We start from the raw sequence: 13,651 nt of genomic DNA on the forward strand, positions 1-13,651 counted from the left end.
GGCGGGAGCGCGCGGCCTAGGCTCGTGCCGATGACCCTCACCCCTGCCGACCAGCGATGGCGGTGCTCGGTCGCCGCCCGCGAGCGCGACGACGCACCGATCGGCACGGCGGTGCCCGCCCCCCGGTGGATGCTCGTCGGGCACCCGGGCCCGTGGGCCGAGAAGGCCGCACGCACCGATCCCGTGGCGGGGGTGCGCCCGGCTCTCGTCTCTCGGCTCGACGCCGTCGGGGCGCGGCTGCAGCTCATCCGCCCGCACGGCCGGTCCGAGGACTTCCAGGCCCCGTGGCCGGTCTTCCTCGTCGACTGCACGACGGGACGGATCGGGCGCTACACCTGGTCCGAGCCCGAGGATCTCGTCGAGATCGCCGCGCACTTCGCCGAGCTGCCCGAGGTCTGCACCGACCCCCTGGTCCTCGTGTGCTGCCACGGCAAGAAGGACGTGTGCTGCGCGGTCGAGGGGCGTCTCGTCGCCCGTGTCCTCGACGACATGCTGCCCGGGTCGGTGTGGGAGACCACCCACCTCGGCGGTGACCGCTTCGCCGGCAACCTCGCGATCCTCCCGGAGGGCTCGATGTACGGCCGGGTCGACGGCACGAGCGCGCCCGAGGTCGTCGTCGGTCATCTCGACGGGGTCGTCGACCTCGAGCGGTGGCGGGGCCGGTGCACGTGGAGCTCGCCCGAGCAGGTCGCGGTGCGCGACGTCCTCGCCGGCGGGGTCCGTCTGGCGGACGTCGCCTCGGCCCGGGCGAGCGCTGCGGGCCGGCACGAGTGGGACGTCGTCGTGAGCGCCGGGGGCGAGGAGCACGTCCGCCGCGTGCGGCGCGACTTCTCCGAGCCGCGGCGGCTGACATGCGGTCTCGACCTCGCGGTCATGGCGCAGTGGTCAGTCGCCGAGCGGGCGCACTGACAGCTCGCCCGTGCCGCAGGTGCGGCCCTCCGCCGGCGGCTCCATGATGCGGGCCGCGTTGAGCACCGACACCCGGTCCAGGCTCGGCCGGCCCTCGAGGACCGAGCGGTAGAGGTAGCGCGTGAGTGTCTGCCCGCGGCACTGGTCGTCGATCGTCAGCAGGTCGAAGGAGCTCGGCTGGCCGACGAGCTCCTGGTCGGCCTCGTCGAGGCGGAAGTGCGAGAGCGTGCCGCCCCCGGTGAAGGTGCCGAGAGCCACCCTGTTGCCGTCGACGTCGGGGACGTGCCCGTGGCCGTGGACGCGCAGCCGGCCGGGGGCGTCGGCGAGGGCGGGGGCCTCGTGGGAGAGCGTCAGGTCCGGCGGCTCGGCGTCGCCGAGGGCCTCGACCCATCGGTCGCGGGCGGCCTCCTGCGGCTCCGTGCTGCCGTCGTCGGCATCGCCGTAGTACCGCGGGTCGCCGAAGCCGGCGATGCGCACACCGCCGACGTCGGCGAGGGCGTAGCTGCCGTCGCCCGGGTCGGGCAGGACGACGTTGTCGACCGTCGACAGGGCGTCGAGGAGCGCGGTGTCGTCGGCGGATGTCGCGTCGTGGTTGCCGCGGACGAAGACGTAGGGGACCCCGAGCGACTCGATGCCGCGGGTGATCCGGGAGAGCCGCAGCTCCTCGACCCGGCCGAGGTTGACGAGGTCACCGGTGTCGACGACGACGTCGACGTCGCGCTCCTCGACGATCGTGCGCATGAGCGCGTACTGGTTGGAGGCGTGGATGTCGGAGACGAGCAGCACGGTGACCGCCGGGCGGGTGGCGATCTCGGTGGGCGTGTACTCGCTGCCCAGCGCGGCCGACAGGGCGAGGAGGTTGCGCAGGTAGGGCGCGGCCTGGCCGGCCCGCTCCTCGACGTCGGTGAAGAGCGAGGCGTTGTCGGCGGCCAGGCGCAGCAGACCGGTCGTCTCCAGCGCGGCGAAGCGCTCCTCGCGGTAGGTGCTCGCGGCGCCGATGCCGACGGCGGCGCACGTGAGGCCCCACACGAGCGCGGTGCCGACGACGGCCCGGGCCCCAGGTCGGCGGCGCCTCCACAGCGAGCGCACGGCGAGGACGGCGCCGGCGCCGAGCAGGGCGCCGCCGGCCATCCGCAGGCCCACGCCCACCGCGGCCTCCTCGATGACCCGGGCGCGCTCTGCCCCGCCGACGACGAGCTCGGTCGTGCTCACCCGGCCGCCGGCCACGACGTCGGTGACCTCCTCGCGGATCTGCGGCTCGACCTCGATGCCCGGGGCGAGGCCCGTGAAGTCGGCCGAGACGCTCCCCACGACCGTCTCGGCGCTGATCGAGGAGCGCTGCTCCCACGACGGCGACAGCCGGACCTGCGCGGAGTAGTAGTCGGTGCTCACCGTCGTCGGGAGCAGGACCGTCGTGACGACGCCCGTCACGAGGGCGACGAGCGCGGTGACGACGGCGGTGAGGACCACCCCGCCGACGCGGCGCACGGCGAAGGGGGACGGCATGGCTCGATGGTACGAAGGACGCCCCGGGTTACCCGCGGGTAGGATCTGGCCATGGATGCAGACGTCGTCGTCGTCGGACATGGCCTCGCCGGTCTCGTCGCCACCGCAGAGCTCGCCGACGCCGGTCGCCGGGTGCTCGTCGTCGACCAGGAGCCCCGCTCGGGGATCGGCGGCCAGGCCCACTGGTCCTTCGGCGGGCTCTTCTTCGTCGACAGCCCCGAGCAGCGCCGGATGGGCATCTCCGACAGCCACGAGCTCGCGCTCGCCGACTGGATGGGCTCGGCCGGCTTCGACCGGCCCGAGGACCACTGGCCCCGGGAGTGGGCGCAGGCCTACGTCGACTTCGCCGCCGGGGAGAAGAGGTCGTGGCTGCACCAGCAGGGCATGCGCTTCTTCCCGCTCGTCGGCTGGGCCGAGCGCGGCGACGGCACCGCGGACGGCCACGGCAACTCCGTGCCTCGCTTCCACATCACCTGGGGCACCGGACCGGGGGTCGTCGCCCCCTTCGCCGAACGGGTGGCCGCGGCCGAGCAGGCCGGCCTCGTCACCTTCGCCCACCGTCACCGCGTCGACGAGCTGCTCGTCGACGGAGGAGCGGTCACCGGGGTCCGGGGGGTCGTCCTCGCACCCGACGACCACCCCCGCGGCGAGAGCACGAACCGCGACCCCGTCGGCGACTTCGAGCTGCGCGCTCCCGCCGTCGTCGTCGCGAGCGGCGGTATCGGCGCGAACCACGACCTCGTGCGCGCGGCCTGGCCGCAGCGCCTCGGCGAGCCGCCGCGGCGGATGGTCACCGGGGTCCCGGCGCACGTCGACGGGCGGATGATCGCCATCACCGAGCAGGCCGGCGCGCGGGTCATCAACCGCGACCGGATGTGGCACTACGTCGAAGGGGTGCGCAACTGGGACCCGATCTGGCCTGGCCACGGCATCCGGATCCTGCCGGGGCCGAGCTCGATCTGGCTCGACGCGACCGGCCGCCGGCTGCCCGCGCCTCTCTTCCCCGGCTACGACACCCTCGGCACGCTCGCCCACCTGCGCCGCACCGGGCACGACCACTCGTGGTTCGTCACCAACCGCACGATCGCCGGCAAGGAGTTCGCCCTGTCGGGCTCCGAGCAGAACGCCGACCTCACCGGGCGATCCGTGCGCGCGGTCGCCCGCCGACCGGTGACCCCGGTGCCGCCCTCCGTCCAGGCCTTCCTCGACAAGGGCGTCGACTGGGTCCAGGCCGACTCGCTCGACGAGCTCGTCGCGCGGATGGGCGAGCTGCGCGAGGAGGGCGAGCCCGAGCTCGACGTCGAGACGGTGCGCCACGAGGTGCTCGCCCGGGACGCGCAGGTCGGCAACTCCTTCAGCAAGGACGCGCAGCTCGCGGCGATGGCGGTCGCCGGGCGCTACCGCGGTGACCGGCTGAGCAAGCGGGCCTACCCGCCCCACCCGATCACCGACCCCGCCCGCGGCCCGCTCGTCGCCGTGAAGCTCCACATCCTGTCGCGCAAGACGCTCGGGGGCTTCGAGACCGACCTGTCCGCCCGGGTGCTCGGCCACGACGGCGAGCCGATCCGCGGCCTGTACGCGGCGGGCGAGGCGGCGGGCTTCGGCGGCGGCGGGGTCCACGGGTATCGCGCGCTCGAGGGCACCTTCCTCGGCGGGTGCATCTTCTCCGGCCGCACCGCGGGCCGGGCGATCGCCGGCGAGCTCGCCGACTGACGCCGCCCGGGTCGAGGTGATGCGGTGCGTCCGGACGCACGACATCACCTCGACCGGGCTGATCCCCCTTCGCCCCCTGACCGAGGAGGGCGGCTCGGCCCCCTGCGCCGGGCCGCCCTCCTCGGCGGTCTAGGCCGTGCGCCGGGTCGCGTCCGGGGCCCGGCGGATGCCGGCCGCGGCGATGGCCCCGGCGAGGAGCGGCACGACGACGAGCACGACGAGCAGCGGCAGCCACGGGATGACGACGATCGGCGAGGCCACCACGGAGGTGCCCTCGACCGGGTCGAAGGACGTGCCCGTGAGCGGGACCGTGAGGGCGATGCCGGGCACTGCGCCGACGACCACCCCCAGGCAGACCCCGACCACCGCGAGGGCGAAGGTCTGCGCCCCGGCCATCCACCGGCGGGTGCGCCGGTCCGCGCCGACGGCCGCGAGGGTCGCCTGGTCGCTCTCCTGCTCCGCGAGGCTCAGCGCCGTCGACGTCGTCGTGACGACGAGGAGCACCGCGGTGAAGATGCCGAGCAGGATCGCGATGATGAGGAAGAGCGGGTTCTGGTAGCCGCGCTCGACCTGCACCCCGCCGGTGTCGCCGACCTCGGTCTGGACGCGGTCGGCGACCTCCTGGCTCACCCCGTCGTCGCTGTGACCGACGAGGGTCCCGGTGACGAGGGGCCAGCCCGCGTCGTCGGCGACCTCGTCGGGGACGAGCAGGGTGAACCCCAGGCCTCGAGCAGCGTCGTCGTCGGACTCCGGCAGGTGGACGACCGGCAGGCGGGTGGCGCTCGTGCGGCCGTCCACCTGCGCGGTGCCGGTGTCGCCGTAGCGGACGTCGCCCCGGGTGACGGTGATCTCGCCGTCGCGCACCGCCCCGGCAGTGCGGTCGCCGCCGAGGAGGACGGCAGCGCCCGACCGGACCTGGCTCGCCTCGTCGCCGTCGAGGTCGAGGCGGCGCACGATCTCGTCGGCGGGCAGGACGGCCAGGCCCGAGGCGTCGGTCAGCGACAGGCTGCCGGAGACAGAGGCGCACCGGCCGCCCTGGGCGTCCGCCGTCGCGTCAGCCGCCTGCTCGAGGGTGCACCCGGGGGGCAGGAGCTCGAGGACCGGCTGCGCCGCATCGGGGTCGGAGTCCTGCGAGCCGGGCGTGCGCGCCGTCGCGAAGGTGACGCCGGGGGCGATCTGGCCGGCGCGCGCGATGACGGCCTGCAGCGCGTCGGGCGAGGCGTAGGCGACGAGCTCGCCGGGCAGCGCGGAGGCGAGGTACTCGCGGCGGGACTGCTCGTCGTCGCTCGCGGTCGCGACGAGGGTCATCGTCAGCACGGCGGTGCCGGCGAGGATCGCGGCCACCGTCGGGGCGCTGCGGGAGCGGTGCCGGGCGAGGTCACGCGTCGCCATCCGCAGGGGCAGCGGCAGCCGGCCGCCGATCCTGGCGAGCAGGTGCAGGATGGTCGGGACGACCATGAGCGCGCCGAGCACGAGCGCGAAGGCGGCCGCCGCGATGACGAGGGCAGACAGCTGGCGCAGGGCGCCGCCGATGACGCCGGTACCGCCGAGGAGCACGAGCACGAGGCCGAGGACGAGCATCCACCGGCTGGGCGGCGGGGGAGCGTGCTGGCCCTTCATCACCCCGACGACGTCGAGCCGTGACAGGCGCTGCGCGGGCATGAGCGCCGCGATGACCGACGACAGCACGGCGAGCGCCGCGATGGCGAGGACGGCGGGCACGGGCACCTCGAAGGGCCCCATCGGCCAGCCGCGGCTGGCCGAGATCCACTGCGCCAGACCCCACGCACCGGCGACCCCGAGCCCGGCGCCGAGCACCGAGCTGAGCCCGCCGAGGACGACCGCCTGGGCGAGGACGCTGCGGCGCAGCTGGCTCGTCGTCGCGCCGTTGCTCGCGGCGAGCGCGAGGGTGCGGCGCTGACGTGCCGCGCCGACGGCGAAGGCCGGTCCGACGAGGAGGGTGACGACGAGGACGAGCAGGACGCCGCCGATGACGACGATGTCGGTGACCTGGCCGTCCTGGGAGCTCTGCTGCGCGGCGATCGTCTCGGGCAGCTCTGACGTCGCCGGGGGGTCGCGCAGGACGGCGGCGCTCGTCACCGCGAGGCCGTAGCCGCCGAGCCGTCGCACCTCCTGCCAGCCCATCGGCTCGTCGCGCTCGACGAACCACGACACGGGAGACCCGGAGCTCGCCGGACCGAGGTCGGTCGTCACGGCGTCGTAGATGCCGCCCCACGTCGTGTAGGCGCGGACGGTGCCCACGACCTCGACGGTGCGGGTCGAGTCGCGGCCGTCGACGACCTCGACGCCGCCCGACTGGGGGATCCCGCGGTCGGCCACGGTGGGCGAGACGAGGATCTCGTCGGGGGAGGTCGGCCAGCGGCCCGAGAGCAGCTCGACCTTGTCGCCGAGAGCCTCGGGGTCGGTGACGCCGAGGGCGAAGAGGCGCGGGGTGCGGTCGCCGACACGCATCGCGAGCTCGCGCTCGGTCCACGAGATGGCGCGCCCGTCGACGAGCTCGCCGATCGCCGCGGCGTCGCTCTCGACGTCGGTGCCGTCGCCGTACCCGGGGATCGGCGCCGCGGCCTCGTCCCGCGCGCTGAAGCCCTCGGAGTCCGGAGACGGGCCCTGGTCGATCGCGGACGTCTCCGGGGGCCGGACGAGCGCCGTCGTGCCGCCGACCTTGTACTGCACGTCCTCGGACATGCTGATCTGCTGCGTCGCGCCGAGGGTGAGCGCCGCGCAGATGAGCGCGGTGGGCAGGCCCACCATGAGCAGGACGACGAGGCTGCGCCCCCGGTAGCGGCCGACGTCGCGGCGGGCCATGCGCAGGGCGACGCGCCAGGACGAGACGAAGGTCCCCGTGGGGCGCTCGCCGATGCTGCCGCGCTCGGGCAGGGTGTCGCGGTCGGGACGGGTCAGGGTGCTCATGACGCGTCTCCGGGGAGCAGGTCCTCGACCCGGCCGGGGTCGCCCGTCGTGTCGACGACCCGGCCGTCGCGCAGGAAGACGACGCGGTCGGCCCACGCGGCGTGGCGGGCCTCGTGCGTGACGAGCAGGCCCGCGACGCCCTCGTCGCACCGGCGACGCAGGATGCGCAGGACCTCCTCGCCGGTCTCGCTGTCGAGCGCACCCGTCGGCTCGTCGGCGAGGACGAGGCGTCGGCCGCCGACGAGGGCACGGGCGATGGCCACCCGCTGCTGCTGACCGCCCGACATCTGGTCGGGGTAGCGGTCGGTGAGCTCCTGCAGATCGAGCATGCCCAGGGCCTCACGGGCGGCACGACGACCGGCGCGCACCCCGACCCCGTCGAGCTCGAGGGGGAGCGCGACGTTCTCGCCCGCCGTGAGCGAGGGGATGAGGTTGTAGTCCTGGAAGACGAAGCCGACGCGGCGGCGGCGCAGCTCGGCGAGCTGGCGCGGTCGCAGCTGGGCGACGTCGTGCCCCTCGATGATCACCTGTCCGCTCGTCGCCCGGTCGAGGCCGCCGGCGAGGTTGAGCAGCGTCGACTTGCCCGACCCGCTGGGGCCCATGACGGCGACGAGCTCGCCGGGCCGGATCGCGAGGTCCACCCCGCGCAGCGCGCTCACCGCGGTGTCGCCCTCGCCGTGCGTGCGGGTCACCCCGCTCAGCTGGAGGATCGCCCCCTTCGAGTCGGTGCGGGTGTCCCTGACCTGCGCCGTCGTCGTCATCGCTGCTCCCCTGCTCGTGCCGAGGCCGCCGCGGACGCGGGGGCCGTGCTGCTCGTGCCGCCGTCGGGCGGCGGCGTGGCCACCGGGCCACGCGGTCGGACCCGCTCGCGGGCGAGGCGCGACTCGACGTGGTCGAGCCAGCGCACCTCCGACTCCGCGGCGAAGATGAGGTTCTCGACGACGAGGAGCCAGGCGAGGTCGTGCCGGCCACCGCTCGTCGGACCCGACTCGTGCTGGTCGAGCGCGCTCTGCTTGAGACGGGTGAGGTCGCGCAGGTGGCGCAGGCTCGCCGTGCGCTGGGTCTGCACGAGGGTCGGCACGTCGACGCCGGGCGCGGTCACCGCGAGGGCGAGCTTGATGACGAGCTCGTCGCGGGGGCTGCTGTCGCGGACGACGGGCGTGCCCCACCAGCGCAGGACGTCGGTGCGACCCTCCTGAGTGAGGCGGTAGGTGATCCGCCCCTCCTCGTCGGGGGCGTCGGCCTGCTCGACGAGACCGTCGCGCTCGAGCCGGGCGAGGGTGGTGTAGACCTGCCCGATGTTGAGCGGCCACGTGCCGCCGGTGCGGGCCTCGAACTCCGCGCGCAGCTGCGCGCCGTACATGGGCTGCTCGTCGAGCAGTGCCAGCAGACCGAGCCGGACGGACATGAGGACCTCGCATCATCAGGGCGAATACTCGGTATGCATCGCCGGTTCGGCGAAGATATACCCGGTATGCACTCGGCGGCAAGCGGGTCGCCCGGTCGGCGCGTCCTCGCGTCCGACAGGGCCGGGTACGGCTCTCCCCCTCCGCCCGGCGGGCGAAGGGGGAGATGAGGGGCGCCTGCAGCGGCGCGGCGAGCCGGGGCTCAGGGCACGAGGAGGACCTTGCCGATGTGCTGGCTCTCCTCGAGCTCGCGGTGCGCGTCGGCGGCGCGCTCGAGCGGGTGGGTGCCCTGGATGACCGGGCGGAAGACGCCGTCCTCGATCAGGGGCCACACGTGCTCGCGGACCGCGGCGACGATGGCCGCCTTCTCCGCGGCGGGCCGGGCGCGCAGCGAGGTCGCGATGACCGCGGCCCGCTTCTTCACGAGCGACCGGAGGTCGAGCTCGGCCTTCGCGCCACCCATGAGGCCGATGTTGACGAGACGGCCGTTCGTCGCGAGAGCGTCGATGTTGCGGGCGAGGTACTTCGCGCCGATGTTGTCGAGGAGGACGTCGGCGCCGTGGCCGTCGGTCTCCTCCTTGAGCCGCTCGACGAAGTCCTCGTCCTTGTAGCTGATGAGGATGTCGGCACCGAGCTCGCGGCAGGCGTCGAGCTTGGCCTGCGAGCCGGCGGTGACGGCGACGCGGGCGCCGGCGGCCTTCGCGAGCTGGATCGCCGTCGTCCCGATGCCGGAGGAGCCCCCGTGGATGAGCAGGGTCTCGCCGGGCTGGAGGACGGCGGTCATGAAGACGTTGCTCCACACGGTGCAGACGACCTCGGGCAGACCGGCCGCGTCGACGAGCGAGACGCCCGCGGGCACCGGGAGGACCTGGGTCGCCGCGACGGCCACCGCCTCGGCGTAGCCGCCCCCGTCGAGCAGCGCGCAGACCTCGTCGCCGACGGCGAGGCCCTCGACCCCTTCGCCGATCTCCGCGACGGTGCCGCTCACCTCGAGACCGGGCAGCGGGGAGGCCCCGGGGGGCGGCGGGTAGGCGCCCTTGCGCTGGAAGAGGTCGGCCCGGTTGACCCCGGCCGCGGCCACGTCGATGACGACCTGACCAGGACCGGCCGCGGGGCGCTCGACCTCCGTGACCTGCAGGACGTCGGGCTCTCCGGGCTCAGTGATCTCGATCGCACGCATCATGGGCCCCACCCTACGGACGGGGCTCCGACGCGGGTCGCTCAGGCGCCGCCCTGCTGCATGTCCTTGGGGAGGTGGCCGGCGGAGCGCTGGTAGAGCTGCGCAGCCTTGCGGGTGGCCATCGTGCGGGCCAGGCCCATGGCCAGACCGGCGAGGGCGGCGTAGACGAGCGCCTCGCCGACGGGGCTCTCGGGGTTGCGCGGGTCGATCTCGACGTCGCGACCCGCTTTCTTCCACGCGGCGGTCACGACCTTGTTCGCGACGGTGCCCGCGGCGATGGCCAGACCGGTGCCCAGGACCTTCCAGAGTGCGTTGCCCATGACTTCCTCACCTCGACGTGCGTTGCTCACGAGCGCCCGACCTGGGCGTTCATGACTGCCCTCGGCACTCTGCCACAGCCTGGGCTATCCTCGGCCCGTACGACAGGGGAGCGCTGAGCAGCGCTGAGAGTGCGGGTAGCCGCAGACCCTCCGACCTGATCCGGTTCGCACCGGCGTAGGGAGTCACGAAGATGACCCGATCCACCCGTCCCGTCCGCCTGCTCGCGCTCGCCGCGACCAGCCTGAGCCTCGCCGCGTGCTCGTTGACCTCCGGCACCGACAGCGGGAGCGGCGGCGAGAGCTCGTCCGCCGGCTCCGGCAGCAGCACCACCGCGGCCTCGAGGTCGTGCGAGCCCGGCAGCACCCTCACCGTCCTCGCGCACGAGAGCTTCTCGCTGCCCGAGGAGGTCACAGCAGACTTCGAGGAGGAGACCGGCTGCACGGTGGAGGTCGTCACGGCCGGTGATGCCGGCCAGGTGACGAACCGCCTCGTGCTCACCAAGGGCAGTCCCGTCGCCGATGTCGTCTTCGGCATCGACAACACCTTCGCCGGGCGAGCGGTGAGCGAGGGGGTCCTCGCGCCGTACTCGCCGCAGCTGCCCCCGGGCGCCGACCAGTACGCGCTCGAGGGCGAGGGCGCCGACGTGCTCACCCCCGTCGACTTCGGCGACGTGTGCGTCAACGTCGACGACGCGTGGTTCGCCGCGAAGAAGATGGACCCGCCGAAGACCCTCGACGACCTCACCGACCCCGAGTACCGCGACCTCTTCGTCACCCCGGGTGCGTCGAGCTCGAGCCCCGGTCTCGCCTTCCTCCTCGCGACCGTCGCGGCGAAGGGCGAGGACGGCTGGCAGGACTACTGGCGCGACCTCATGGACAACGGCGCGAAGGTCACCTCGGGCTGGTCCGACGCCTACGGCGTCGACTTCACCGCCGGCGAGGGCCAGGGCGACCGCCCGGTCGTCCTGTCCTACGCGAGCTCGCCGCCCTTCACCGTGCCCGAGGGCGGGACCGAGCCGACGACCTCGGCGCTGCTCGACACGTGCTTCCGCCAGGTCGAGTACGTCGGCGTCGTCGCCGGCACCGAGCAGCCGGGCGGTGCCCAGGCGCTCGTCGACCTCATGGTCGACCCGCAGGTGCAGTCCGGCATCCCCGAGTCGATGTACATGTACCCGGTCTCGGGCGAGGTCGAGCTCCCGCGCGACTGGGCCCGGTGGGCGAAGGTCGCGCCCGAGCCCTTCGAGGTCGAGCCCGCGACGATCGAGGAGAAGCGCTCGACGTGGGTGCGCGAGTGGACGGACCTCACCTCCTGAGACGCGCGGGCTCACCGGCCGCGGCCGCGGCACTGCTCGCGCTGCTGCCGCTGGCCTTCCTCGCCGTCTTCTTCGTGCTGCCGTTGCTCGGCATGCTCGGGCGCGGCTTCGTCACCGACGGGGCGCTCGACCTCTCCGGCGTCGGTGACGTCCTCGGCCGGTCCCGCACGGCCCGGGTGCTCGCCTTCACCGCCGGCATCTCGACGCTCGCGACGGCGGTGACTCTCGCGCTCGGTGTGCCGACGGCCTACGTCCTGCACCGGCTGCGGGTCCCCGGCGCGGGCCTGCTGCGGGCGCTCGTCGTCATGCCCTTCGTCATGCCGACGGTCGTCGTGGGCGTGCTGTGGCGCGGGCTGCTCGCCTCGTCCGGCCCGCTCGGCGTCCTCGGCCTCGACGGGTCCTGGGTGGCGATCCTGCTCGCGATGGTCTTCTTCAACGTCGCCGTCGTCGTGCGCACGGTCGGCGCCGCGTGGGACGGGCTCGACCCGCGCACCGCCCAGGCCGCTGCCGCTCTCGGCGCCTCGCCCAGGCACGTCCTGCGCACGGTGACGCTGCCCGCCCTTCGCCCCGCGGTCGTCTCTGCGGCCAGCGTGGTCTTCCTCTTCTGCTCCACGGCCTTCGGCGTCGTGCTCACCCTCGGCGGGCTGCGCTACGCGACGGTCGAGACCGAGATCTACCTGCTGACGACCTCGCTGCTCGACCTGCAGGGCGCGGCGGTGCTCAGCGTGCTGCAGCTCGTCGTCGTCGTCACCCTGCTCGTGCTCTCCGAGCGCACGCGCAGCCGCGCGCGGGGGGTGCGTCGTCGCTCCCGCGCGAGCGTCCCGCGCGTGCCGGTCGCCCGCCGCCACCTGCCCGCTCTCGTCGTCGCCGCCGTCGCCGCGCTCCTCGTCCTCGCACCGCTCGTCGGCGGCGTCGTGCGCTCGCTGCGCCGGGGGTCGACGTGGACGTTCGCGAACTACGGCCAGCTGACGAGCGAGGTGCCCGGCACCGGGGCCTCGGCCTGGCACGCGCTCGGCACGTCGTGGCGGATCGCCGTCGACGCCGCGCTCCTCGCGCTCGTGCTCGGCCTGCTCGTGGCCCTCGCCGTGACGCGACGTCCGCGCTCGCGGCGGGGTCGCTCGGTCCTCGCCACCCTCGACGCGACCTTCATGCTGCCGCTCGGCGTCTCCGCGGTGACCATCGGCTTCGGCTTCCTCATCACCCTCGACCGCCCGCCGCTCGACCTGCGCTCGACGCCGCTGCTCGTGCCCGTCGCGCAGGCAATGGTCGCCCTGCCCCTCGTCGTGCGCACCATCGCGCCGGTGCTGAGAGACGTCGACCGCCGTCAGGGCGAGGCCGCGGCGACGCTCGGGGCGGGCCCCCTTCGCGCCTGGGCGACGGTCGAGCTGCCCGTGCTGTGGCGCCCGCTGCTCGCGGCCGTCGGCTTCGCGCTCGCGGTCTCGCTCGGCGAGTTCGGCGCGACCGCCTTCCTCGCCCGGCCCGACGAGCCGACCCTGCCCGTGCTCGTCTACACGCTCATGGGGCGGCCCGGCGCGGAGGCGCAGGGCGGCGCGATGGCCGCCGCCGTCCTCCTCGCCGCGGTCACCGTCGCCGTCATGGGCCTCGTCGAACGGCTGCGGCTGTCGTCCGTGGGGGCCTTCTGATGAGCGACGGGGGACCCGGCCTCACCCTCGACGGCGTCACCGTGCGCTTCGGCGCGCTGACCGCCGTCGACGACGTGAACCTGCACCTGCCGACCGGGCAGGTCCTCGCCGTGCTCGGGCCCTCGGGCTGCGGCAAGTCGACCCTGCTGCGCGCCGTCGCCGGGCTCGAGCCGCTGGCCGCCGGGCAGGTGCGCTGGGACGGGGCGGACCTCGGGACGACGCCGACGCACCGGCGCGGCTTCGCGATGATGTTCCAGGACGGGCAGCTCTTCGGGCACCTGTCGGTGGCACGCAACGTCGGGTACGGCCTGCGGCTGCAGGGTCTGCGTGGTGCCGAGCTCACCCGTGAGGTCGACCGGCTGCTCGAGCTGGTAGGTCTGTCGGGGCGCGGTGACGACGACCCGCTGACCCTCAGCGGCGGGCAGCAGCAGCGCGTGGCGCTGGCCCGCGCGCTCGGCGCCCGCCCCCGGCTGCTCCTGCTCGACGAGCCGTTGTCCGCGCTCGACCGCGAGCTGCGCGAGCGCCTCGCCGCCGACCTGCGCGAGGTGCTCGTCGAGACCGGCACGACGGGCGTGCTCGTCACCCACGACCACGCCGAGGCCGAGGTCGTCGCCGACGACGTCGTGCGGATGGCCGACGGCCGCCTCGTCCCCCCTTCGCCCTGACCCGTCGCCTCAGCTTTCCCGCCCAGGGCGGGAACATACGACTTCGGGAAGGAAATGTTCTTGCC

General features: G+C 74.5%; 11 protein-coding genes and 1 riboswitch. Of the genes, 5 read left to right on the forward strand and 6 right to left on the reverse strand.

The genetic code is table 11. The annotated features are described in order from the left end of the window. The first annotated feature begins 30 nt into the window (after positions 1–30). Entirely contained in the window at positions 31–909 is an 879-nt protein-coding gene (locus EEW87_RS13630) for a sucrase ferredoxin (RefSeq protein ID WP_123092519.1), read from the forward strand. On the opposite strand, the gene EEW87_RS13635 is transcribed toward EEW87_RS13630, so the two are convergent. After that, positions 886–2,415 carry a metallophosphoesterase family protein gene (locus EEW87_RS13635; RefSeq protein WP_163562461.1) on the reverse strand — a complete coding sequence of 510 codons (1,530 nt, stop codon included), beginning with the start codon at positions 2,413–2,415 and terminating at the stop codon, positions 886–888. The genes EEW87_RS13630 and EEW87_RS13635 overlap by 24 nt on opposite strands. Positions 2,416–2,466: 51 nt before the next feature. On the opposite strand from EEW87_RS13635, the gene EEW87_RS13640 reads away from it, so the two are divergent. Further along, entirely contained in the window at positions 2,467–4,128 is a 1,662-nt protein-coding gene (locus tag EEW87_RS13640; protein ID WP_123092518.1) for an FAD-binding dehydrogenase, read from the forward strand. Positions 4,129–4,257: 129 nt separating this feature from the next. On the opposite strand, the gene EEW87_RS13645 is transcribed toward EEW87_RS13640, so the two are convergent. From EEW87_RS13645 to EEW87_RS13665, 5 genes are all read right to left on the reverse strand, one after another. Beyond that, positions 4,258–7,059 (reverse strand): ABC transporter permease, encoded by a 2,802-nt coding sequence (locus tag EEW87_RS13645; protein WP_123092517.1) that lies wholly within the window; start codon positions 7,057–7,059, stop codon positions 4,258–4,260. Further along, on the reverse strand, positions 7,056–7,820 hold the full coding sequence (locus EEW87_RS13650; protein WP_123092516.1) for an ABC transporter ATP-binding protein: 765 nt from the start codon (positions 7,818–7,820) through the stop codon (positions 7,056–7,058). The genes EEW87_RS13645 and EEW87_RS13650 overlap by 4 nt, the downstream gene beginning before the upstream one ends. Further along, the gene (locus EEW87_RS13655; protein ID WP_123092515.1) at positions 7,817–8,467 is read right to left on the reverse strand and encodes a PadR family transcriptional regulator; all 651 of its coding nucleotides are present in this window, start codon (positions 8,465–8,467) and stop codon (positions 7,817–7,819) included. Before EEW87_RS13655 ends, EEW87_RS13650 begins: the two co-directional genes overlap by 4 nt. Before the next feature lie 200 nt (positions 8,468–8,667). After that, the gene (locus EEW87_RS13660; RefSeq protein WP_123092598.1) at positions 8,668–9,645 is read right to left on the reverse strand and encodes an NAD(P)H-quinone oxidoreductase; all 978 of its coding nucleotides are present in this window, start codon (positions 9,643–9,645) and stop codon (positions 8,668–8,670) included. A 41-nt stretch (positions 9,646–9,686) separates the two neighbouring features. Further along, a complete protein-coding gene (locus EEW87_RS13665) occupies positions 9,687–9,965 on the reverse strand; it encodes a DUF4235 domain-containing protein (RefSeq protein ID WP_123092514.1) in 279 nt (92 codons plus the stop codon). Positions 9,966–10,059: 94 nt separating this feature from the next. Beyond that, positions 10,060–10,164: riboswitch (TPP riboswitch) on the forward strand. Between EEW87_RS13665 and EEW87_RS13670 the strand changes: the two genes are divergently transcribed. The 3 genes from EEW87_RS13670 to EEW87_RS13680 all read left to right on the forward strand — a co-directional run bounded on the left by EEW87_RS13670 (position 10,157) and on the right by EEW87_RS13680 (position 13,586). Next, positions 10,157–11,278, forward strand: coding sequence for a thiamine ABC transporter substrate-binding protein (locus EEW87_RS13670; RefSeq protein WP_123092513.1), 1,122 nt, complete (start codon positions 10,157–10,159; stop codon positions 11,276–11,278). It overlaps the preceding riboswitch by 8 nt. After that, a complete protein-coding gene (locus EEW87_RS13675) occupies positions 11,257–12,921 on the forward strand; it encodes an ABC transporter permease (protein ID WP_240341607.1) in 1,665 nt (554 codons plus the stop codon). The genes EEW87_RS13670 and EEW87_RS13675 overlap by 22 nt, the downstream gene beginning before the upstream one ends. Then, a complete protein-coding gene (locus EEW87_RS13680) occupies positions 12,921–13,586 on the forward strand; it encodes an ABC transporter ATP-binding protein (protein WP_123092512.1) in 666 nt (221 codons plus the stop codon). Before EEW87_RS13675 ends, EEW87_RS13680 begins: the two co-directional genes overlap by 1 nt. Positions 13,587–13,651: the final 65 nt, after the last annotated feature.

It is taken from the genome of Janibacter melonis (genome assembly GCF_003721155.3).
GTDB lineage: Bacteria > Actinomycetota > Actinomycetes > Actinomycetales > Dermatophilaceae > Marihabitans > Marihabitans melonis.